The organism is Bacillus sp. FJAT-14266 (genome assembly GCF_001719225.1).
Taxonomy (GTDB): Bacteria; Bacillota; Bacilli; order Bacillales; family Bacillaceae; genus Bacillus; species Bacillus subtilis.
On record NZ_CP017072.1, the window covers coordinates 1,461,069 to 1,484,062 of the forward strand.

Sequence of the window (22,994 nt, forward strand, 5' to 3'; positions counted from 1 at the left end):
CTTTTCACCATGAAATTATGATATATTTATGAAAAACAGCAAAGGGGATAGGAGAAAATGAATGCGGTTACAATTGTGATAGCATCAATGTGTATTTTGGCTATTGCCTATCGTTTATACGGAACATTTATGATGGTGAAGGTTCTCAAAGTGAATGATGACAAGCCAACACCTGCTCATGCGCTTGAGGATGGGAAAGACTATGTGCCTACAAATAAATGGGTTTCGTTCGGCCACCACTTTGCCGCGATCGCAGCGGCCGGGCCGCTGGTCGGACCAATTCTAGCGGCGCAGTTTGGCTATTTGCCGGGATTATTGTGGCTGTTAATCGGGGCGGTAATTGGGGGAGCCGTCCATGATATTGTGGTGTTGTTTGCATCGATGCGCAAAAACGGAAAATCGCTGTCGGAAGTGGCAAAGGATGAGCTTGGCCCTGTTGCAGGATTTTGTACAGGACTGTCCATGCTGTTTATCATCACGATCACAATGGCGGGCCTGTCGATGGTTGTCTTGCATGCGCTTGAACGTAATCCATGGGGAACATTTGCGGTAGGGATTACGATTCCGATTGCGATGGGTGTGGGCTTATTTTATAAGAAAACGGGAAATTTAAAGCTCGCTTCAACGGTTGGCTTTCTCTTTTTAATGGCAGGAGTCTTTATTGGTCCATGGGTACAGACTACCGCGCTCGGTGACTTTTTAACGCTAGATATGAAAACGCTTGCAATCGCGCTTCCTGTTTACGCGTTTTTTGCGGCTGCGCTTCCCGTTTGGCTGCTTCTTGCTCCGCGTGATTATTTAAGCAGCTTTATGAAAATCGGTGTTTTTATCGCTTTGATTGTTGGTGTGTTTGTCGTCAATCCGTCCATTCCGTTCCCTGCGTTTACAGAATTCGTAAAAGGCGGCGGGCCGGTGCTGGCAGGGCCTGTCTGGCCGTTCATCTCAATAACCATCGCCTGCGGGGCGATCTCTGGGTTCCATGCCTTTGTCGGCTCAGGAACGACACCGAAAATGCTGAATAAATGGAGTGATATGAAGCCGGTTGCGTTTGGCGCAATGCTTGTTGAGTGTCTTGTCGGCATCATGGCGCTGATTGCAGCGACCGCTTTACAGCCTGCTGATTACTTTGCGATTAACAGCACGCCTGAGGTTTTCCGTACGCTTGGCATGAATGTCGTACATTTGCCTGAATTGAGCAGGGAAATCGGTTTGGACTTAGAAGGAAGAACAGGGGGAGCCGTCACACTTGCGGTGGGAATGACTTATATTTTTACCGGAATGCCGTTTTTCAGCCATTTGGCCTCATACTTTTTCCAATTTGTCATTATGTTTGAAGCGGTCTTTATTTTAACAGCGATTGACGCCGGCACACGCGTCGCCCGTTATTTGATCCAGGATTTCTTCGGGGAGGTGTATAAGCCGCTGAAGAAAACAGACTGGATTCCGGGCTCTGTATTTGCCAGCGCGCTTGCCTGTTTGATGTGGGGGTACTTGCTGTATTCAGGAGATATCGGTTCCATTTGGGCGCTGTTCGGCGTTTCTAATCAGCTGATGGCTTCAGTGGGGCTGATTATCGGAGCGACCATCGTGCTGAAAATCGCTGATAAACGCCGGTACATTCTGACTTGCCTTATCCCGCTTGCCTACTTATATGTCACTGTCAATTATGCGGGCTATTGGATGGTGCGCAATGTGTATCTCAATCCTGAAGCAGCAGGATATAGTGTATTGAATGGCGTATTATCTATCATCATGCTGGTGTTAGGCTTCATTATTATCGTGGCGGCTGTGAAAAAATGGGCGCAGATGTGGAAAGATCCGAGCTTAAGGATGGAAGCGTCTATACCGGGCTAGAAGAACTATTGAAAATGCTGAGGGGGGTTGGCAATGAATCTATCAATGAAATATCTTATTCTATACGTATCGGACAGCAAGCGGGCTATTCATTTTTACCGAGATATATTAGGACTGCCGATTCGTGCTGAACACGGAACGTATATCGAATTTGATACAGGGTCTACGATATTGGCGCTTAATACGCGGGAAAGCGCCAGAGACATCACGGCGCTGGACATTCCGGATACATCTGCTTCAAACACATTTGAAATTGGGTTTGTTACTGAAAATGTAGAAGCGGTCATCAAAAGGATGAGAGAACAAGGCGTATCGATTATCGGGGAGCCGAAAGTGAAACCATGGGGGCAGACGGTCGCCCTATATCGCTGATCCGGATGGACATTATATCGAAATTTGCAGTCCGATGGAATAACGCACAAAAGCCCAAAACAGTGTCTGTTTTGGGCTTTCTCATGATGTTTTGTGCCCGGCTGCTTCCAATAGCAAATCAGCCAGGTGAACGGCTCTGACTTTACCGCTTAGTCCTTCGCGTTCAATGCCGAGCTTCATCTGCAGCAGGCAGCCGGGATTTGCTGTTACAATGAGGATCGCTTCGGTTGCTTTAACGGCAGCCATTTTGCTGTCCAGTATTCTCATAGACATTTCAGCTTCGACGATGTTGTAAATTCCCGCTGACCCGCAGCAGCTGTCTGCTTTCTCCATTTCTTTGAATTCCGCCCCTTTGATGCTTTTAAGAAGCTGGCGGGGCTCAAGCGACGTATGCATTACATTTCTTAGGTGGCATGAATCTTGGTAGGTAACGACTTGAGGCGTCTCGAGCGCTAAGTCCATTTGATGGAAATCGAGTTCAACCAAAACAGAAGAAAAATCCTTCAGCTTTTGAACAAAAGCGGCGGCCCGCTCCGACCATTCCGGGTCATCCTTCAGCAAATGATCATATTCGGTCAGAAAGGCTCCGCATCCTCCTGCGTTTGTAATGACTGCATCCACGTCTAATGCTTCGAAAGCAGCAATATTTTGTTTCGCGAGCTCTTTCCCTGTGTTTTTTTCACCGCTGTGTCCATGAAGCGCCCCGCAGCAAGCCTGTTCAGGCGGAATGACAATGTCGCAGCCTGCCAGCTGTAAAAGCTTCAATGTGGCGTTATTGGTCGGTAAAAACATTGTATCCATTAAGCAGCCCGAAAAAAAGGTGACCCGTTTTTTCATGGGGCCAATGGAAGGCAGGAAACGCGGGCGATGTTTCATGTCTTTGCTTTTTGGAATATCAGGAAGAACAGCTTCCATCGTCCGCAAATGCTCAGGCAGGAGCCGAAGCATACCGGTTTTACGCATAGCGGTTTGCAGTCCTGACCGCTGATACAAACCGATAAGGCTTACAGCTGAGCGCATGCGGTTTTGATGCGGAAACAGCTCGTGAAAAGCCGTCTTTCGCATGACACGTTCACCAAGCGAGTGTTTTTTATTTTGGTGGATAATATCTCTGGCTTCTTCAAGCAGCTGCCCGTATTTCACGCCAGACGGGCATACAGGCTCACAGGCGCGGCAGCCGAGGCAAAGTGACAGCGACCGTTCGACATCTTCATCCGGTTCAATCATACCGTCGGCTACGGCTTTCATTAAGGCGATGCGCCCACGCGGAGAGTGTGTTTCCTGAAATCCCGATTCGATATAGGTCGGACAGGAAGGAAGACAGAAGCCGCAGCGCATACAATTTAATAACTCTCCTTCATCCATACGCTCTTTAAATTCATTTTGGATCTGTTTCATTTCTTTTTCTGTTGTCATCTTTCCGCCACCACACGTTTTCTGGCATCTTTCGCAAACATTTTGCCGGGATTTAATATGTTCCGGGGGTCAAATGCCGCTTTCAACGCTTTCATCGCATCAATGCCTTCTTTTTTCAGCTTCATTTCCAAGTAAGGCGCTTTCATTTCCCCGACTCCGTGCTCTCCGGTTATCGTGCCGCCAAGTTCAATCGCTTTCTCAAAAATCTCGGCAAAAGCCTGTTCGACACGTTCCATTTCATCCTCATTTCTTATGTCTGTCGTGCATGTCGGGTGAAGGTTCCCGTCTCCTGCGTGACCAAAGGTGCAGATGGAAATATCATATTTAGCAGCAATATCATTAATCGCTTTAACCATATTGGCTATTTCTGAGCGAGGAACGGTCGCATCCTCTAAAATCGTCGTCGGTTTGAGGCGGGCTAGGGCAGAAAGTGCAGAACGCCGGGCTTCAGTCAGGGCAAATGCTTCCTCCTCTGTTTGTGCGGTCTGAACGGAAACGGCGTCACCTTTTTTGCAGATCGCCTCAATCTTTTCCATATCCCGTTCAACAGTTTCATATGGCCCGTCTTGTTCAATTAACAAAACTGCTTTTGCGCTTGTCGGAAGTCCGATTTTGGCATAATCCTCAATCACCAAAAGTGTAGGCTGGTCGAGAAATTCAAGCGTGGCGGGTATGATTTTTGCGGCAATGATGTCTGATACCGTTTGAGCAGCGGCATCGATATTTTCATATAGGGCAAGCAGCGTCTTTTTTGTTTCAGGCTTTGGAACGAGCTTGACGATTGCCTCTGTCACAATGCCGAGTGTTCCTTCTGAGCCGACAAAAAGACGTGTGAGGTCGTATCCGGCCACATCCTTTGCGAGTTTTCCGCCGGTGCGGATGATGTCACCATTTGCGAGCACAACCTCCAGTCCAATAACATAGTCGCGGGTGACGCCGTATTTTAATCCGCGGAGCCCGCCGGAATTTTCATTGATGTTGCCCCCGATAGTTGATATTTTCATAGAACTCGGGTCAGGCGGATAAAATAAACCTTTGCTTTCAACTGCCCGGATCATATCCAACGTAATGACGCCCGGCTGAACTGTGGCAGTTAAATTTTCTTCATCAATCTCAAGAATCTGGTTCATGTGCTTAAAGAGAAGCACAAGTCCGCCTTCAGTCGGGCACGTGCCGCCGCACAGGTTTGTCCCTGATCCTCTTGGAACGATCGGCACTCGATGTTCGCTGCAAATTGTTAAAATGCGTGATACTTCTTCAGTATTCCTCGGAGCAATCACGGCATCAGGCATAGACTGATACTGAGGCGTCGCATCATATGAATAGACGAGACGGCCGGCATTCGAGTCATCAAAGTTTTCTGGTCCGGAGACCCGAATCAGCTGCTCCTTTACATCCTTGGTGATCATTTCACCCATCCCCCTGTCAAAAAAAACTTTCAATCTATTGTAAAAGAAAAAAAGCAAAGCCTTCCATGGAGAAACATACAAAAAATGAAACTGAAACTCTCTCTATTTTGTATCTTGATCTAAAAAATAGAGGGCAACGTACATCGTGACGATGTCCTCGGTACGGTCAAAACGTAAACCCGTCAGCTGTTCAGCCTTAGCCAGACGATAACGCAATGTATTGATATGAATATGCATATCTTCTGCGGTTTGTTTCAAAGACAAATCGTGATGAAAGAAAGTCCGTAACGTATTCATAAGTTCCTGATGCTCAAGCGCCTCTCCTAATACTCTTTGCGGAAATTCGTTTCGGGTTCCCGGGCTGATCTCCGTCAGACACATATCAAGCTTCAGATCCTCTTCAAATATGGGCGTTTTTCGCTTAAGGCTGACAGCCAGCGCTTTTTCCGCTTGCTCGTATGAATCTGTCAGGCTGGAGCTTGCGACAGCCCTTCCGGCGCCAGCTGCTGCAAATTGGCTGTTTGCGGTATTGGCAAACGAACAAATGTGAAGGATCTTCCGTAAAAGCCGATCCCTTTGTTCATGCTGCGGCACTTCATGATTAATCAAGATCCGTTCATTTCCCCACCTGATGAACAAATCCGCAGGGTACGAGGATTTCCAGCTGCGTGCCATTTGTTCAATATCATGACGTGACCACTCATACCCCTGAATAAGAATCATTTGGCGCCGGGAGGAAAGGTCAACACCAAGAAGCTGAGCTTTCTCAAGAAAACTGGGAGACCACTCCTTTAATTGCAGCCAATCGATCATAAAGGACTCCAGCATTCTCTCACGCCACTGGGATTGCTCTAAATGCCGTGATTCCTTAATGAACAGCTCTGTCATTTTTCGAAGCAGTTCTCCGAATGGCTGAATCTCTGCAGGCTCACCTGTCAGCCCGAAGACGGCGATCACATCATGGTCAAAAAATACAGGGAGGTTTATGCCTGCTTTCACTCCTTTTAATCTTGTTTCATCTTCTTTTGTAATAATCACGCTGCGTCTTTCTTTTGCGCAGATAAGCGCTCCCTCATGAAATTGTCCGACACGCTCATCGTTTGTGCCTGCCATAATAAGACCGTCCGTGTTTACAATAATGACTTCACGTTCGTACATTTTTTTAACTTCAGCAATAATTTTTTTCGCTAATAACGGCTGTAAAAACATGGCGTTCCCCCTCATCATGTTTTTATTATATAAGAAAAAAACCGGGCGCTGTCACCCGGTTTCATGTCTTATTCGGCGGGTTTTAATCCGCCTTCAAGCGTTTTCAGCATTTCGTTTTTCTCACTTTCGGATGCGTGCTGCCAAATGACTTCGAATAAAACGCCGAGCCCTGGAAGCATTTTTTCTTCACCGCTTTGAATCGCATCTACGATTGTATGCTCAAGCTGCTCCTGATTATTGCCGGTGACATTGGCAATGACGGCATGACGTAAATTAAGATCCATGTAAAACGCTCCTTTTTCTAAAATGTAATACGTATATTCTAACCCTGCACCTGGTTTATTATGTGCTGTTCTTGCGATATAATAACATCATGTTAAAAAAAGGAGCGCCACATAGACAGTGAAACAAATAGAATCGGCAAAAAATCAAAAAGTGAAGGATTGGAAAAAGCTTCACACAAAAAAAGAACGAACAAAAACAAATACATTTCTGATAGAGGGAGAACACCTCGTTGAAGAGGCGTTGAAAAGCCCGGGCATTGTGAAAGAAATCCTTGTAAAGGATGAAACGAAGATTCCTTCAGATCTTGAGACTGGTATCCAGTGCTATATGCTGAGTGAAGATGCGTTTTCAGCTGTGACTGAAACCGAAACGCCGCAGCAGATTGCCGCTGTGTGCCATATGCCTGAAGAAAAGCTGGCAACGGCACGCAAGGTGCTGCTGATTGACGCTGTTCAAGATCCGGGAAACCTTGGCACAATGATTCGAACGGCTGATGCGGCCGGTTTGGATGCGGTTGTACTCGGTGACGGCACGGCGGACGCCTTTAACGGAAAAACACTGCGATCTGCTCAAGGATCTCACTTCCATATTCCTGTTGTGAGAAGAAACCTGCCTTCATATGTGGACGAATTGAAGGCAGAGGGCGTAAAAGTATACGGCACGGCGCTGCAAAACGGAGCGCCTTACCAAGAGATTCCTCAGTCTGAATCCTTTGCGCTCATTGTAGGAAATGAAGGTGCAGGGGTGGATGCTGCATTGCTGGAAAAAACGGATTTGAACCTGTACGTGCCGCTTTACGGACAGGCTGAATCACTAAACGTTGCGGTTGCGGCTGCCATCCTCGTGTATCACTTGCGAGGATAGTGTTGCGCCAAGCGTTGGATTTCACTATAATAGAACATAATATTTCAAAAACCGTGACAGAGGACCTCAATTTCTGATCAACTGCTTTCCAGGGAGAAAATGCCGCTGACTGAGAGCATTTTTAATGCAGCCGGAAATTGGCTTCACCTCTTGAGTTGTCGCCGGGACCGCGTACACTGCGCGTAAAGGTGAACCGGAATCTGATTCCGTTATGTCAATGAAGCTGACGACAGCATCAGTCTGTCTGAAATAAGGGTGGTACCGCGGCCACAACTCGTCCCTTGTACAAGGGACGGGTTTTTTTATTTTCCAAAGACATATGAACGGTTTGTTTACATAAAAGGAGGATGCAAAATGGAAGAAAAGCTAAAACAGCTGGAACAAGAAGCTTTAGAACAAGTAGAAGCGGCAAGCTCATTGAAGGTTGTCAATGATATTCGGGTGCAATATCTCGGAAAAAAAGGGCCGATTACAGAAGTGCTGCGCGGAATGGGCAAGCTTTCTGCTGAGGAACGTCCAAAAATGGGGGCGCTCGCGAACGAAGTAAGGGAGCGCATTGCCAATGCGATTGCTGACAAAAACGAGAAGCTTGAAGAAGAGGAAATGAAACAGAAGCTTGCAGGGCAGACAATTGACGTCACGCTGCCGGGGAACCCTGTTGCAGTCGGCGGCCGCCATCCGCTCACTGTTGTCATTGAAGAAATTGAAGATTTATTTATCGGGATGGGCTACACAGTCGAGGAAGGGCCAGAGGTTGAAACGGATTACTACAACTTCGAATCGCTCAATCTTCCGAAAGAACACCCAGCGCGCGATATGCAGGACAGCTTTTACATCACAGAGGAAACTTTGATGAGAACGCAAACGTCTCCTGTCCAAACACGGACGATGGAAAAGCATGAAGGCAAAGGTCCCGTTAAAATCATTTGCCCGGGTAAAGTATATCGCCGTGATAACGATGACGCGACGCACTCTCACCAATTTATGCAAATTGAAGGGCTTGTCGTTGACAAAAACATCAGCATGAGTGATTTAAAAGGAACGCTTGAACTCGTTGCGAAAAAAATGTTCGGGCAAGACCGCGAAATCAGACTCCGCCCAAGCTTCTTCCCGTTTACTGAGCCTTCAGTAGAAGTGGATGTGACATGCTTTAAATGCGGTGGGAACGGCTGCTCAGTCTGTAAAGGAACAGGCTGGATTGAAATCCTCGGCGCCGGAATGGTTCACCCGAACGTGCTTAAAATGGCTGGCTTTGATCCGAAGGAATATCAGGGCTTCGCATTCGGAATGGGTGTTGAGCGCATCGCGATGCTGAAATACGGCATTGATGATATTCGCCACTTCTATACAAACGATGTCAGATTTATTTCGCAGTTTAAACAGGCGTAAGAGGAGGATGCAAGGATGTTTGTTTCTTATAAATGGTTAGAGGATTATGTTGATTTAAAAGGCATGGACCCGGCTGTTCTTGCTGAAAAAATTACAAGAGCCGGTATTGAGGTTGAAGGAATTGAATACAAAGGAGAAGGCATCAAAGGCGTTGTCATCGGCCATGTGCTGGAGCGCGAGCAGCATCCGAATGCTGATAAACTGAATAAGTGCCTTGTGGATATTGGAGCTGAAGCCCCTGTACAAATCATTTGCGGTGCGCCGAATGTGGATAAAGGACAAAAAGTCGCGGTTGCAACAGTCGGAGCGGTGCTGCCGGGCAATTTCAAAATCAAAAAAGCTAAGCTTCGCGGTGAAGAATCAAACGGCATGATCTGTTCCTTACAGGAGCTTGGTATTGAAAGCAAACTTGTGGCGAAGGAGTATGCAGAAGGCATTTTTGTATTCCCGAATGACGCTGAAACAGGAAGCGATGCCTTAGCGGCTTTACAGCTTGACGATGCGATTCTTGAGCTGGGTTTAACGCCAAACCGCGCGGATGCCATGAACATGCTTGGTGTTGCTTACGAGGTTGCCGCGATTTTAGATACTGAGGTAAAGCTTCCGCAAACGGATTACCCGGCTGCTTCAGAACAAGCGTCTGATTACATTTCAGTCAAAATTGAAGATCAAGAAGCGAACCCGCTTTACACTGCAAAAATCATTAAAAATGTCACGATTGCTCCGTCACCGCTTTGGATGCAGACAAAGCTGATGAATGCAGGCATTCGTCCGCACAACAACGTCGTTGACATCACAAATTTTGTCCTGTTGGAATACGGACAGCCGCTTCATGCGTTTGATTATGACAGATTTGGCTCTAAGGAAGTGGTAGTAAGAAAAGCAGCTGAGAATGAAATGATCGTAACTCTTGATGATCAAGAACGTAAGCTGTCCGCCGATCACCTTGTCATTACAAACGGAACGAAAGCGCAGGCCGTTGCGGGTGTCATGGGAGGAGCAGAGTCAGAGGTTCAGGAAGATACGAAAACGATTTTGCTTGAGGCTGCGTATTTCAACGGGCAGACGGTTCGCAAGGCTTCCAAAGACCTTGGTTTGAGAAGTGAATCAAGCGTAAGGTTTGAAAAAGGAATTGATCCTGCGCGCGTGCGTCTTGCAGCAGAACGGGCTGCACAGCTGATCCATCTGTATGCCGGCGGTGAGGTGCTTGCTGGAACAGTTGAGGAAGATCACTTGACAATCGAAGCAAATAACATTCACGTGTCTGCTGACAGAGTGAGCAGCGTTCTAGGCATGACGATCAGCAAGGAAGAACTGATCAGCATTTATAAACGTCTCGGTTTTACGGTCGGTGAAGCGGGTGAACTTCTCGTTGTGACTGTCCCATCACGCCGCGGCGACATTACAATAGAAGAGGATTTAATCGAAGAAGCGGCAAGACTGTACGGCTACGATAACATTCTGTCTACGCTTCCTGAGACAGCGGGAACTACAGGCGGATTAACGCCATATCAGGCAAAACGCCGTAAAGTCAGACGCTTCCTTGAAGGCGCAGGCTTATCACAAGCCATCACTTACTCGTTGACAAACGAGAAGAAAGCGGCAGCGTTTGCGATTGAAAAATCACTGAACACTGTGCTTGCGCTTCCTATGAGTGAAGAAAGAAGCATTCTCAGACACAGTCTTGTTCCGAATCTGCTTGATTCTGTTTCTTACAACCTCGCGAGACAGACTGACTCAGTTGCACTGTACGAAGTCGGTTCCGTTTTCCTGACGAAGGAAGAGGACACAAAACCTGTTGAAACAGAACGCGTGGCAGGAGCTGTTACCGGATTATGGCGCAAGCAGCTATGGCAGGGTGAGAAGAAACCAGTTGATTTCTTTGTTGTCAAAGGTATTGTCGAAGGGCTGTTAGACAAACTCAACGTCCTAGACAGCATTGAATTTGTACAGTCTGAACGCAAACAGCTGCATCCGGGCAGAACAGCGAACATTTTATTGAATGGTTCTCTGATCGGCTTCATCGGCCAAGTCCATCCTTCATTGGAAAAAGAACTGGATATAAAGGAAACATACGTATTTGAGCTCGATCTTCATGCGTTGCTCGCGGCAGAAACAGCACCTCTTGTTTACACGGCGATTCCGAAATATCCGTCTGTGACACGTGATATTGCTCTTGTAACAGATAAAACCGTCACAAGCGGACAGCTCGAGAGCGTCATTAAAGAGGCCGGGGGCAAGCTTCTGAAAGAGGTAACCGTATTTGACGTATACGAAGGAGAGCATATGGAGGAAGGCAAGAAGTCAGTCGCTTTCTCACTCCAGTATGTCAACCCTGAACAAACACTGACTGAAGAAGAAGTGACAAAGGCGCACAGCAAAGTGCTGAAAGCGTTAGAAGACACATATCAAGCTGTTTTAAGAGGCTGATAAAAAAGCTTGCAGAGAAATCTGCAAGCTTTTTTCTATGAGCGTTTTTTATCAGCAAGGCGCTGCGCTTTTTGCGTATTGGCGAAATGGAGTTTTGTAAAGGTTCTGAGTGCAGATGCCCCTTTTTTGAGGATCAGCTTGGCGGCCGCTTCATCAACGTGCGGACCGGCTCCTTTCGGAAGTGTCATTCCTGCCTCGCGTGACAGTTTATCCATTTCCATTAAAAATGAATATCTTGCAATGATTGAAGCAGCGGCGACAGCCAGGTGAATACCTTCAGCTTTTGTGCTAAAATAGGTCCGCTCCTTCACAATGTCTCTGCCCTTTAAATGATTGAAGTAGACGCCTGGCTCAGCGAATTGGTCAATCAAAATGGCCTCAGGCTTTATTCCATCCATTTTCCTTAATAAATGGGTGATCGCCTGATTGTGCAGCAATGCTTTCATTTTCCCTTGGCTCATGCCTTTTTCCTGCATGCTGTTATACTTTTCATTTTTTAAAACCAGCAGGCTATATGGAATAGTTTTGATCAGGTTTCGGGCAATCTCGATGATTTGCGGATCTTTTAAATCTTTAGAATCCTTAACACCGAGTTCCTTCATTAAAGGAAGCATGGTTTTGTCGACGTACGCGCATACAACCGTCATTGGGCCAAAGTAATCTCCGGTTCCGACTTCGTCAGAACCGATAACAGACATTCCGGCGATATCTGCCGGAGGGGCATAGCGGGGATCAGCCGGCTTTTTGGCCATTTTCTTCTTTTCCGGCTCTGCTGTTCCCCAGCGCGCGGATTCTGCCGCTGCGTTTTTGCCTTGAAACAAGACCTTGCCGGATTGATATGCTGTAATGGTACAGCCGGGCGGTTTCGCCTGAAAAACGGCTCCCTGCGGAACAGAGGCTGTAAGCGAACCGCTGTATGTCATTTTCATTTGGTCAATAGCAGACAACGATACTTTTATCACTGAATGGGACACGTAATAATCTCCTTTTTTTACACTTTTCGCTTTATATACCAGTGTATCATAACAGCGGGAGGCTCGTCTTTCCATTCATTTAATAAACGTGTTATGATAAGAACTAGGATTCTCGCGGAATGGAGGAGAAACGTTGTCTGACGGCAAAAAAACAAAAACAACCGTTGACATTTACGGCCAGCACTTCACGATTGTCGGTGAAGAAAGCAGAGCCCATATGAGGTATGTCGCCGGAATTGTTGATGATAAAATGAGAGAAATCAATGAAAAAAATCCATACCTTGATATAAATAAACTTGCAGTGCTGACAGCGGTAAATGTGGTGCACGATTATGTCAAATTACAAGAGAAATGTGAAAAACTGGAGCGTCAGCTTAAAGAAAAGGATTGAACAACTATGCTAGATATCATCATCTTAATCTTGCTCCTGATGGGGACTTTACTGGGGTTAAAACGCGGTTTTATCCTGCAGTTTATCCGCTTGACGAGCTTTATTTTATCAATTGCCTTTGCGGCTTTATTCTATAAAAACGTGGCACCGCATTTACATTGGATTCCCGCACCCGATTTTTCAGCGGGACAGCCGGCTCTTTCTTTTTTTACGGGGAATTTGGAAGCAGCGTACTATAATGCGATTGCGTTTATCGTTTTATTTATCATTGCTAAAATCTTACTGAGAATTATCGGCTCGTTCCTGAGTATTGTAGCCGGCATTCCGGTGATTAAACAAATCAACCAGATGCTGGGAGCCGTTCTCGGTTTTCTAGAAGTCTATTTATTTACATTTGTGCTGCTGTATGTCGCATCCGTTCTGCCGGTAGATGCGTTGCAGCAAATGATGGGGCAATCGTCTCTCGCAAATGTGATCATTAACCATACACCGTACTTGTCAGGGCTTTTACAAGAGCTGTGGACACAGTACGGGGCATAAAAAAACTTCTCTTGTCCGGAGAAGTTTTTTTCAAGTATGATGGAAACATATGTGAACGTCTGGGGGTTATGATATGCATAAAAAAGATATTATCCGGCTGCTTGAAACCATTGCAGTCTATATGGAACTCAAAGGGGACAACCCGTTTAAAGTATCCGCCTTCCGAAAAGCGGCGGCAGCTCTGGAACAGGACGACCGAAGCTTATCAGAAATGGACGATATGATGTCGCTGTCCGGCATTGGGAAAGGAACGTACAGCGTCATTAAAGAGTATATAGATGAAGGAAAGTCAAGCACGCTCGAATCGCTTCAGAAAGAAGTGCCGGAAGGACTCGTGCCTTTATTGAAGCTGCCGGGGCTCGGCGGCAAAAAAATCGCAAAGCTGTATAAAGAGCTCGGCGTACACGATGCAGAATCTCTGAAGGAAGCCTGTGAGCAGCAAAAGGTCCAGGGTCTTGCGGGCTTCGGCAAAAAATCGGAAGAAAAAATATTACAGGCGCTCGGGGAAGCCGGAAAACAGCCTGAACGGTTCCCGATCGGATACGCCCTCCGGATCGCGCGGGAAATTGAGGAGCATCTTTCTCAATTTACGCATATCATCAAATTTTCTCGTGCCGGAAGTCTCCGCAGAGCGCGGGAAACGGTGAAGGATCTGGATTATATCATTGCTACAGATCATCCGGCTGAAGTAAGAGAGCAGCTTCTTGAGCTGCCAAACATCAAAAGCGTGATCGCAAGCGGGGATACGAAGGTGTCCGTCATCCTTTCCTTTGAATATGAAACAAGCGTCGATTTCCGTCTTGTGACGGAAGAGCAGTTTCCGACAACACTCCATCATTTTACGGGATCAAAGGATCACAATATTAAGATGCGCCAAATCGCCAAAGAACGCGGCGAGCGGATCAGTGAATACGGCGTTGAGACAGTTGAAACCGGAGAGATCAAAACATTTCCGAGTGAACGTGAATTTTATGCGCACTTCGGCCTGCCGCTGATTCCGCCGGAAATTCGTGAAAGCGGACAGGAAGTGGAAACCTACAGCGACAGCATTGAACTGATAGAGCTCGGGCAAATCAAAGGTGATCTCCACATGCACTCAACGTGGAGCGATGGCGCATTTTCGATCAGAGAGATGGCTGAAGCCTGCATCAAAAAAGGCTATCAATACATGGCGATCACCGATCACTCACAATATTTAAAGGTCGCCAACGGCCTTACTGCAGAAAGACTTAAGCAGCAGGCAAAAGAAATTGACGCACTGAATGCAGAGTTTGAAAACTTCCGTATTTTGAAAGGCGTTGAGATGGATATCCTGCCTGACGGTACGCTCGATTATGATGACGATGTGCTTGCGGAAATGGATATCGTTATTGCATCGATTCATTCCAGTTTTAATCAGCCGGAACACGTGATTATGAAACGGCTTGAGACGGCACTGACAAACAAGCATGTTGACATTATCGCACACCCGACCGGGCGCCTTATCGGCAGACGGGCCGGTTACGAAATCGATATTGATCAGCTGATTGAGCTTGCGAGGAAAACAAATACGGCGCTTGAACTCAACGCCAACCCTGCGCGCCTTGATCTGCGCACAGAGCATTTAATGAAAGCAAACGAACAAGGGGTTACATTGGTGATTAATACTGATGCCCATAATATTGAGATGTTAGACGATATGAAAACTGGCGTTACTGCCGCGCGCAAAGGATGGACGGAAACGAAAAACGTTCTGAATGCCCGGTCGCTTAAAGACGTAGAGGCATTTCTGAAGCGCAACGATTAAGTAAGGAGGCTCACACAATCGTGCAGCAAAAAGTATTATCAGCTCTTGAATTTCATAAAGTGAAAGAACAGGTTATTGGGCATGCCGCTTCATCGCTCGGAAAAGAAATGCTTCTCGAGCTTAAGCCTTCTGCTTCTATAGACGAAATCAAAAAACAGCTGGATGAAGTAGACGAAGCTTCTGACATTATCCGGCTGAGAGGCCAAGCGCCATTTGGCGGCCTTGTAGATATCAGAGGAGCGTTAAGACGGGCGGAAATCGGCAGTGTTCTCAGTCCGTCTGAATTCACTGAAATCTCAGGCCTGCTTTATGCAGTTAAACAAATGAAACATTTTATCACCCAAATGGCTGAAGACGGTGTCGACATTCCGCTGATCCATCAGCATGCTGAACAGCTTATCACGCTGTCCGATTTAGAGCGGGACATTAATTCCTGCATTGATGATCACGGAGAAGTGCTTGATCATGCATCGGAAACATTAAGAGGAATCCGCACACAGCTCAGAACACTCGAATCAAGAGTCAGAGACCGGTTAGAGTCGATGCTGCGTTCCTCTTCCGCATCGAAAATGCTGTCTGATACGATTGTTACGATTCGGAATGACCGCTTTGTGATCCCGGTCAAACAGGAGTACAGATCCAGCTATGGAGGAATTGTGCACGACACCTCATCCTCTGGTGCGACACTATTCATTGAACCGCAGGCGATTGTAGATATGAACAATTCCCTTCAGCAGGCGAAAGTGAAAGAAAAGCAAGAAATTGAACGGATTTTGCGTGTGCTGACAGAGAAAACGGCAGAGTATACAGAGGAGCTATTTGTAGATTTGCAAGTGCTGCAGACGCTTGACTTTATTTTTGCAAAAGCTAGATATGCAAAAGCGGTTAAAGCGACAAAACCGATTATGAACGACACCGGCTTTATCCGTTTGAAAAAAGCCCGCCATCCATTGCTTCCGCCTGATCAGGTTGTTGCCAATGACATCGAGCTTGGCCGCGATTTTTCAACCATTGTCATCACAGGGCCAAACACCGGGGGGAAAACAGTCACCCTTAAAACGTTAGGCCTGCTAACCTTAATGGCGCAGTCAGGTCTTCATATCCCGGCAGATGAAGGGTCAGAAGCGGCAGTATTTGAGCACGTATTCGCTGATATCGGTGATGAACAGTCGATTGAGCAAAGTTTAAGTACGTTCTCATCCCATATGGTGAATATTGTCGGCATTTTAGAACAGGTCAATGAAAATAGCCTTGTGCTTTTCGATGAACTTGGTGCAGGGACAGATCCGCAGGAGGGAGCGGCCCTCGCCATGAGCATCTTGGATGACGTGCATCGCACCAATGCACGAGTGTTAGCTACGACGCATTATCCGGAATTGAAGGCGTACGGCTATAACAGAGAAGGCGTCATGAATGCCAGCGTTGAATTTGACATCGAAACGCTGTCACCGACCTATAAACTTTTAATTGGTGTGCCGGGTCGAAGCAATGCTTTCGAAATTTCAAAACGCCTCGGGCTCCCGGACCATATCATCGGGCAGGCGAAGTCAGAAATGACGGCCGAGCATAACGAAGTCGATACGATGATTGCGTCGCTGGAACAAAGCAAAAAACGTGCGGAAGAAGAGCTTTCTGAGACAGAATCAATCAGAAAAGAAGCGGAAAAACTGCATAAAGAGCTGCAGCAGCAAATCATCGAGCTTAACAGCAAAAAAGACAAAATGCTTGAAGAGGCAGAACAGCAGGCTGCTGAAAAAGTAAAAGCGGCAATGAAAGAAGCCGAGGACATTATTCATGAATTGCGCTCCATAAAAGAAGAACACAAATCCTTCAAGGATCACGAGCTGATTAACGCGAAGAAACGGTTAGAAGGCGCTATGCCTGCTTTTGAAAAGTCCAAGAAACCGGAGAAGCCGAAAGCGCAAAAACGCGACTTTAAGCCTGGCGACGAGGTGAAAGTCCTCACTTTCGGGCAAAAAGGAACATTGCTCGAAAAAACAGGCGGCAATGAATGGAATGTTCAAATCGGTATTTTAAAGATGAAAGTAAAAGAAAAAGATCTGGAGTTTATCAAATCAGCTCCGGAGCCAAAAAAAGAAAAAATCATTACAGCGGTCAAGGGAAAGGACTATCACGTATCGCTTGAACTTGATCTCCGCGGCGAACGCTATGAAAATGCCCTAAGCCGGGTTGAAAAATACTTGGATGATGCGGTGTTAGCCGGATATCCAAGAGTGTCAATCATCCACGGAAAAGGAACCGGCGCTTTAAGAAAAGGCGTACAGGATCTTCTGAAAAACCATCGCAGCGTCAAAAGTTCCCGTTTCGGTGAAGCAGGTGAGGGAGGATCAGGCGTTACGGTTGTTGAACTAAAATAAAAGGGAGTATGGCCATGAGTGATTTTTGGGAAAACGAGCTTGTGGAAATCGCGGCATATTACAGTGTCGCGGTTCTCTGCCTCGTCCTCTTTTTGACTGTGTTTGAGCTGGTGACGGCTTATAAAAACTGGGAAGAGATTCAAAAAGGAAATCTTGCGGTGGCAATGGCGACCGGCGGAAAAATTTTGGGGATCGCAAACGTATTTCAGCATTCCATCTCCCAGCATAATTCGCTGCTGCAAATGATCGGCTGGGGCGTTTACGGGTTTGTTATGCTTCTGATCAGCTACTTTATTTTTGAGTTTTTGACTCCGCGGTTTAAAATTGATCAGGAAATCGAAAATGATAACCGGGCTGTCGGCTTTATTTCATTTGTCATTTCTGTCGGGCTTTCTTTTGTGGTGGCAGCCGGAATATAAGGGGACGGAGAATAGATGGAAAAGCTTGCTAAAATACTGCTCGCCGCAGCGGGAATCTTTTTGTTAATTGGTCTTATATATCTGTTCATATTATGAGAAAAAGAAAGATTTACCTTTCTTTTTCTTTTTTTTGCCGTCCATCTGCTATAATGATAAGGTGGATCTCTAAAATCGAAAGGGGAGGTTTTATGCAGTCTCAAAAGCCGTGGCTTGCCGAGTATCCCAACGATATCCCGCATGAGCTTCCGTTGCCGAATAAAACCCTGCAATCCATCCTGACAGACTCCGCCGCACGATTCCCTGATAAAACCGCAATATCGTTTTATGGAAAAAAACTCACCTTTCATGACATTCTGACGGATGCTCTTAAACTTGCAGCTTTTTTGCAGTGCAATGGCCTGCAAAAAGGAGACAGAGTGGCTGTTATGCTGCCCAATTGCCCGCAAACAGTGATTTCTTATTATGGCGTCTTGTTTGCCGGTGGCATCGTGGTGCAGACGAATCCGCTTTATACCGAGCATGAGCTTGAATACCAGCTTAGAGATGCTCAGGTAAGTGTGATCATCACCTTAGATTTACTTTTCCCGAAGGCAATAAAAATGAAAACGTTATCAATAGTCGACCAGATTTTGATAACCAGCGTAAAAGACTATTTGCCTTTTCCGAAGAATATTCTTTACCCGCTGACGCAAAAACAAAAAGTGCATATCGACTTTGACAAAACAGCTGACATTCACACGTTCGCTTCCAGTATGAAGCAGGAAAAAACTGAACTCCTGACAATCCCGAAGATCGATCCTGAGCATGATATCGCTGTCCTCCAGTATACCGGAGGAACAACCGGAGCTCCAAAAGGGGTCATGCTCACGCACCAAAATATTTTGGCAAATACTGAAATGTGCGCCGCTTGGATGTATGACGTGAAAGAAGGCGCTGAAAAAGTGCTGGGCATCGTTCCATTTTTTCATGTCTACGGACTGACGGCAGTCATGAACTATTCGATTAAACTAGGCTTCGAAATGATTCTTCTTCCTAAGTTTGATCCGCTCGAAACACTGAAAATCATCGACAAACACAAACCGACGCTCTTTCCTGGCGCACCGACAATTTACATTGGCCTTTTGCATCACCCCGAATTGCAGCATTATGATCTGTCATCCATTAAAAGCTGTCTTAGCGGATCAGCCGCGCTCCCCGTGGAGGTAAAGCAGAAATTTGAAAAGGTGACTGGCGGAAAGCTTGTGGAAGGCTATGGTTTGTCTGAGGCATCCCCAGTGACGCACGCCAACTTTATCTGGGGAAAAAACAAGCCGGGCAGTATCGGCTGTCCTTGGCCGAGTACGGACGCTGCGATCTATTCTGAAGAGACGGGTGAGCTTGCCGCTCCGTATGAGCATGGAGAAATCATTGTAAAAGGTCCGCAAGTCATGAAAGGATACTGGAATAAACCAGAGGAAACCGCCGCAGTGCTGAGAGATGGCTGGCTGTTCACCGGGGACATGGGCTATATGGATGAAGAAGGCTTTTTCTATATTGCTGACAGGAAGAAGGATATCATCATTGCCGGCGGTTACAATATTTACCCGCGTGAGGTAGAAGAAGCGCTTTATGAACATGAAGCCATCCAGGAAATTGTTGTCGCAGGCGTTCCCGATTCCTACAGGGGAGAAACAGTAAAAGCATTTGTCGTATTAAAGAAAGGCGCAAAAGCCGATGCAGAAGTACTGGACGCTTTTGCGAGATCACGTCTAGCTCCCTATAAGGTGCCCAAAGCCTATGAGTTCAGAAAGGAGCTGCCGAAAACGGCGGTGGGAAAAATTTTAAGAAGGCGTTTACTTGAAGAAGAAACCGAAAATCATCATATCAAATAAAAAAAGAGAACGCCTATGAATAAACTTGACAAACATGAAAATCCTTCTTATCATGAAATTATGAATGAATAGTCATTCATTTCTATAGGAAGGAACGATGAACATTGAAGCAAAAACGGCCAAAGTATATGCAGATTATTGATGCAGCAGTAGAAGTCATTGCAGAAAACGGCTACCACCAGTCACAGGTATCCAAAATTGCCAAACAAGCCGGAGTAGCGGACGGCACCATCTATCTCTATTTTAAAAACAAAGAAGATATTTTAATTTCTCTTTTCAAAGAAAAAATGGGTCAATTTATTGAGCGGATGGAAGAGGACATTAAAGAAAAAGCAACAGCGAAAGAGAAATTGGCGCTTGTGATTTCAAAGCATTTTTCCCTTTTAGCGGGTGACCATAATCTCGCGATTGTCACGCAGCTTGAGCTCCGCCAATCCAACTTGGAGCTGCGCCAAAAAATCAACGAAATATTAAAAGGCTACTTAAATATTTTGGATGGCATTTTGACGGAAGGCATACAATCAGGCGAATTAAAAGAAGGCCTCGACGTCCGCCTCGCCCGGCAGATGATTTTTGGAACGATTGACGAAACTGTGACAACTTGGGTGATGAATGACCAAAAGTACGATCTCGTTGCGCTTTCAAACAGCGTTTTAGAATTATTGGTGTCCGGAATTCATAATAAGTAAAGGAGTTCTGTCCTATGAATGCAATTTCACTTGCGGTTGATCAATTTGTGGCAGTCTTGACGATTCACAATCCGCCGGCAAACGCGCTTTCAAGCCGGATATTAGAAGAGCTGTCTTCCTGTCTTGATCAATGTGAGACAGATGCAGGCGTACGAAGCATTATCATTCACGGCGAGGGAAGATTTTTCTCAGCCGGCGCTGATATTAAAGAATTTACATCGCTTAAAGGCAATGAGGATTCCTCATTGCTCGCTGAGCGCGGCCAGCAGTTAATGGAGAGAATCGAAAGTTTTCCAAAACCGATTATCGCAGCGATTCACGGCGCTGCTCTCGGAGGCGGGCTGGAGCTTGCAATGGCCTGTCACATCAGAATCGCGGCAGAAGATGCTAAGCTGGGGCTCCCGGAGCTTAATCTCGGTATCATTCCAGGTTTTGCGGGGACACAGCGCCTTCCGAGATATGTCGGTACAGCCAAAGCACTGGAGCTCATCGGATCAGGAGAACCGATATCCGGAAAAGAAGCGCTTGATCTCGGACTTGTCTCAATTGGAGCGAAAGATGAGGCAGAAGTGATTGAAAAAGCAAAAGCACTTGCCGCTAAGTTTGCAGAGAAAAGCCCGCAAACGCTGGCATCTTTGCTTGAACTTCTTTATTCCAACAAGGTGTATTCCTATGAAGGCAGCTTAAAGCTTGAAGCAAAGCGATTTGGGGAAGCATTTGAGTCAGAGGACGCCAAGGAAGGCATCCAGGCATTTCTCGAAAAAAGAAAGCCTCAGTTCAAAGGCGAATAAAAGGGGATATGATCATGAATCTATTTGTACTGATGAAACGGACGTTTGACACAGAAGAAAAAATCGTCATTGAAACAGGAAAGATTCAGGATGACGGAGCGGAATGGATCATTAATCCATATGATGAGTACGCGATAGAAGAAGCCATCCAGCTGAAGGAAAAGCATGGCGGCACGATCACCGCTGTCACAGTCGGCGGTGAAGAAGCGGAGAAAGAATTGCGTACGGCGCTTGCCATGGGTTGTGACCAAGCTGTTTTAATCAACATAGAAGATGATCTTGAAGAACCCGACCAATATTCCATTTCTCAAGTTTTATACCACTATATGAAGGATCAGGAGTTTGATTTGATTCTCGGCGGAAATGTTGCCATTGACGGAGGATCAGGACAAGTGGCGCCTCGGCTTGCCGAGCTACTGGACATTCCGTGTATCACTACGATCACCAAACTCGAAATCAACGGCACTGATGCAGAAGCAGAAAGGGACGTCGAAGGGGATGTTGAAAAAATCAAAACGACGCTCCCATTGCTTGTCACAGCTCAGCAGGGCTTAAACGAGCCGCGCTATCCATCGCTTCCGGGAATTATGAAGGCTAAGAAAAAGCCGCTTGAAGAGCTTGAACTTGATGATCTTGATCTGGACGAAGAGGATGCTGAACCAAAGCTGAAAACCATTGAACGTTTTCTGCCGCCGAAAAAAGAAGCCGGGAAGCTTCTCCAAGGTGAGCCTGCTGAACAGGCAAAAGAGCTTGTTTCATTGCTCCGCAGCGAAGCTAAAGTCATTTAAAACTTGGACATTCAAAGAAACAGGGGGATGTTAGAATGGGAAAAAAAGTGATCGTGCTTGGAGAAATACGCGATGGGGAATTGCGAAATGTCACCTTTGAAGCAATAGCTGCAGGAAGAACCATTTCAGGAGATGGGGAAGTCATCGGTGTTCTCATCGGTGAAAATGTACAAAGCATTGCACAAGAGCTTATTCATTACGGAGCAGATAAAGTTCTTACCGCTGAGGACCCGAAGCTGAAAACATACACGGCAGACGGGTACAGCCAGGTCATGAGAGGTGTTATCGAGCAAGAAAATCCTGATTCAGTCATCTTCGGGCATACGGCAATGGGCAAGGATCTTTCACCGAAGCTTGCTGCCCGGCTGCAAACAGGCTTAATTTCTGATGCTATAGATGTAAGCGTTACCGGAGGAAATGTTGTGTTCACACGGCCGATTTACTCGGGGAAAGCTTTTGAACGTGTCATTTCAACCGATCCGATGATCTTTGCAACAATTCGCCCCAATAACATTCAAGCTTCAGAAAAAGACACCAGCAGGTCGGGAAGCATCGAAAGCATAAATGTCTCTCTTACTGACCTTCGCACCGTGATTCAAGAGGTCGTGAAAAAAACGGCGGACGGTGTTGATCTCTCCGAAGCGAAAATTATCGTTGCGGGCGGCCGAGGAGTCAAAAGCAAGGAGGGATTTCAGCCTCTGCAGGAGCTTGCAGAGGTGCTAGGGGCCGCAGTCGGGGCTTCTCGCGGGGCATGTGACGCTGATTATTGCGATTACGCTCTTCAAATCGGGCAGACGGGGAAAGTCGTCACTCCGGATTTGTACATTGCATGCGGCATTTCCGGTGCCATCCAGCATTTGGCCGGCATGTCAAACAGCAAGGTGATCGTCGCCATCAATAAAGATCCCGAAGCCGATATCTTTAAAATAGCGGATTACGGCATCGTCGGTGATTTATTTGAAGTTGTCCCGTTATTAACTGAGGAATTCAAACAGTTGAATATACACTCATAAAGGAAACCCCGGACTTTAAAAGTCCGGGTTTTTATATTTGTAAATACATACGCACAAATATAAATGAGATAGAAAATGTCGTTGACATGTACGAACATATATAATATGGTTACTTTAAAAGCGCTT

At 46.3% G+C, this 22,994-nt stretch carries 21 protein-coding genes and 1 pseudogene; 16 read left to right on the plus strand and 6 right to left on the minus strand.

The genetic code is table 11. The features are described from left to right. The first annotated feature begins 57 nt into the window (after positions 1 to 57). The 3 genes and pseudogenes from cstA (at position 58) to BGM23_RS07555 (ending at position 2,269) form a co-directional block, all read left to right on the plus strand. Entirely contained in the window at positions 58 to 1,854 is a 1,797-nt protein-coding gene (cstA, locus tag BGM23_RS07550) for a carbon starvation protein CstA (protein WP_015251506.1), read from the plus strand. Continuing rightward, positions 1,797 to 1,985 (plus strand): hypothetical protein, encoded by a 189-nt coding sequence (locus BGM23_RS22095; RefSeq protein WP_072692723.1) that lies wholly within the window; start codon positions 1,797 to 1,799, stop codon positions 1,983 to 1,985. The genes cstA and BGM23_RS22095 overlap by 58 nt, the downstream gene beginning before the upstream one ends. Next, positions 1,900 to 2,269: pseudogene (locus BGM23_RS07555) on the plus strand (VOC family protein). The gene BGM23_RS22095 and the pseudogene BGM23_RS07555 overlap by 86 nt, the downstream one beginning before the upstream one ends. A gap of 38 nt (positions 2,270 to 2,307) precedes the next feature. Here the strand turns inward: BGM23_RS07555 and BGM23_RS07560 are convergent. From BGM23_RS07560 to sspI, 4 genes are all read right to left on the minus strand, one after another. Then, complete coding sequence (locus BGM23_RS07560; RefSeq protein WP_015251507.1) at positions 2,308 to 3,642, minus strand: (Fe-S)-binding protein; 1,335 nt, start codon at positions 3,640 to 3,642, stop codon at positions 2,308 to 2,310. Continuing rightward, complete coding sequence (glcD, locus tag BGM23_RS07565) at positions 3,639 to 5,051, minus strand: glycolate oxidase subunit GlcD (protein WP_015251508.1); 1,413 nt, start codon at positions 5,049 to 5,051, stop codon at positions 3,639 to 3,641. Before glcD ends, BGM23_RS07560 begins: the two co-directional genes overlap by 4 nt. A gap of 102 nt (positions 5,052 to 5,153) precedes the next feature. Next, complete coding sequence (locus BGM23_RS07570; RefSeq protein ID WP_015251509.1) at positions 5,154 to 6,260, minus strand: CdaR family transcriptional regulator; 1,107 nt, start codon at positions 6,258 to 6,260, stop codon at positions 5,154 to 5,156. A gap of 68 nt (positions 6,261 to 6,328) precedes the next feature. Beyond that, a complete protein-coding gene (gene sspI / locus BGM23_RS07575; RefSeq protein WP_003229525.1) occupies positions 6,329 to 6,544 on the minus strand; it encodes a small acid-soluble spore protein SspI in 216 nt (71 codons plus the stop codon). Positions 6,545 to 6,662: 118 nt separating this feature from the next. Here sspI and BGM23_RS07580 point away from each other — a divergent pair, with 118 nt between their 5' ends. Beyond that, entirely contained in the window at positions 6,663 to 7,409 is a 747-nt protein-coding gene (locus BGM23_RS07580) for a TrmH family RNA methyltransferase (RefSeq protein ID WP_015714484.1), read from the plus strand. Positions 7,410 to 7,475: 66 nt separating this feature from the next. Here the strand turns inward: BGM23_RS07580 and BGM23_RS07585 are convergent, their stop codons facing one another. After that, positions 7,476 to 7,682: a hypothetical protein gene (locus BGM23_RS07585; protein WP_015714483.1), complete on the minus strand. Its 207-nt coding sequence runs from the start codon at positions 7,680 to 7,682 to the stop codon at positions 7,476 to 7,478. Positions 7,683 to 7,763: 81 nt separating this feature from the next. Here BGM23_RS07585 and pheS point away from each other — a divergent pair, with 81 nt between their 5' ends. Together pheS and pheT are read left to right on the plus strand one after the other, a co-directional pair. Beyond that, positions 7,764 to 8,798 carry a phenylalanine--tRNA ligase subunit alpha gene (gene pheS / locus BGM23_RS07590; RefSeq protein ID WP_004398818.1) on the plus strand — a complete coding sequence of 345 codons (1,035 nt, stop codon included), beginning with the start codon at positions 7,764 to 7,766 and terminating at the stop codon, positions 8,796 to 8,798. A gap of 15 nt (positions 8,799 to 8,813) precedes the next feature. Beyond that, complete coding sequence (gene pheT, locus BGM23_RS07595; RefSeq protein WP_015251511.1) at positions 8,814 to 11,228, plus strand: phenylalanine--tRNA ligase subunit beta; 2,415 nt, start codon at positions 8,814 to 8,816, stop codon at positions 11,226 to 11,228. 35 nt (positions 11,229 to 11,263) lie between these two features. On the opposite strand, the gene rnhC is transcribed toward pheT, so the two are convergent. After that, positions 11,264 to 12,202 (minus strand): ribonuclease HIII, encoded by a 939-nt coding sequence (gene rnhC / locus BGM23_RS07600; RefSeq protein WP_015251512.1) that lies wholly within the window; start codon positions 12,200 to 12,202, stop codon positions 11,264 to 11,266. Between the two features lie 133 nt (positions 12,203 to 12,335). Between rnhC and zapA the strand changes: the two genes are divergently transcribed. The 10 genes from zapA to etfA all read left to right on the plus strand — a co-directional run bounded on the left by zapA (position 12,336) and on the right by etfA (position 22,868). Continuing rightward, the gene (zapA, locus tag BGM23_RS07605) at positions 12,336 to 12,593 is read left to right on the plus strand and encodes a cell division protein ZapA (RefSeq protein ID WP_003229534.1); all 258 of its coding nucleotides are present in this window, start codon (positions 12,336 to 12,338) and stop codon (positions 12,591 to 12,593) included. Positions 12,594 to 12,599: 6 nt separating this feature from the next. After that, entirely contained in the window at positions 12,600 to 13,133 is a 534-nt protein-coding gene (locus tag BGM23_RS07610; RefSeq protein WP_003229537.1) for a CvpA family protein, read from the plus strand. A 73-nt stretch (positions 13,134 to 13,206) separates the two neighbouring features. Next, the gene (gene polX, locus BGM23_RS07615; RefSeq protein ID WP_003229538.1) at positions 13,207 to 14,919 is read left to right on the plus strand and encodes a DNA polymerase/3'-5' exonuclease PolX; all 1,713 of its coding nucleotides are present in this window, start codon (positions 13,207 to 13,209) and stop codon (positions 14,917 to 14,919) included. A 20-nt stretch (positions 14,920 to 14,939) separates the two neighbouring features. Further along, complete coding sequence (locus BGM23_RS07620; protein ID WP_029726379.1) at positions 14,940 to 17,297, plus strand: endonuclease MutS2; 2,358 nt, start codon at positions 14,940 to 14,942, stop codon at positions 17,295 to 17,297. Between the two features lie 14 nt (positions 17,298 to 17,311). Beyond that, positions 17,312 to 17,716: a DUF350 domain-containing protein gene (locus tag BGM23_RS07625; protein ID WP_003237674.1), complete on the plus strand. Its 405-nt coding sequence runs from the start codon at positions 17,312 to 17,314 to the stop codon at positions 17,714 to 17,716. A gap of 188 nt (positions 17,717 to 17,904) precedes the next feature. Then, complete coding sequence (gene lcfA, locus BGM23_RS07630) at positions 17,905 to 19,587, plus strand: long-chain-fatty-acid--CoA ligase LcfA (RefSeq protein WP_046663878.1); 1,683 nt, start codon at positions 17,905 to 17,907, stop codon at positions 19,585 to 19,587. A gap of 104 nt (positions 19,588 to 19,691) precedes the next feature. Then, the gene (gene fadR / locus BGM23_RS07635) at positions 19,692 to 20,276 is read left to right on the plus strand and encodes a fatty acid metabolism transcriptional regulator FadR (protein ID WP_038429423.1); all 585 of its coding nucleotides are present in this window, start codon (positions 19,692 to 19,694) and stop codon (positions 20,274 to 20,276) included. Between the two features lie 14 nt (positions 20,277 to 20,290). Next, positions 20,291 to 21,067: an enoyl-CoA hydratase gene (locus BGM23_RS07640; protein ID WP_003229549.1), complete on the plus strand. Its 777-nt coding sequence runs from the start codon at positions 20,291 to 20,293 to the stop codon at positions 21,065 to 21,067. A gap of 14 nt (positions 21,068 to 21,081) precedes the next feature. Beyond that, positions 21,082 to 21,855, plus strand: a complete 774-nt coding sequence (gene etfB, locus BGM23_RS07645) for an electron transfer flavoprotein subunit beta (RefSeq protein WP_014480500.1) — start codon at positions 21,082 to 21,084, stop codon at positions 21,853 to 21,855. Positions 21,856 to 21,890: 35 nt separating this feature from the next. Next, the gene (etfA, locus tag BGM23_RS07650; protein WP_003229553.1) at positions 21,891 to 22,868 is read left to right on the plus strand and encodes an electron transfer flavoprotein subunit alpha; all 978 of its coding nucleotides are present in this window, start codon (positions 21,891 to 21,893) and stop codon (positions 22,866 to 22,868) included. Positions 22,869 to 22,994 lie beyond the last annotated feature (126 nt).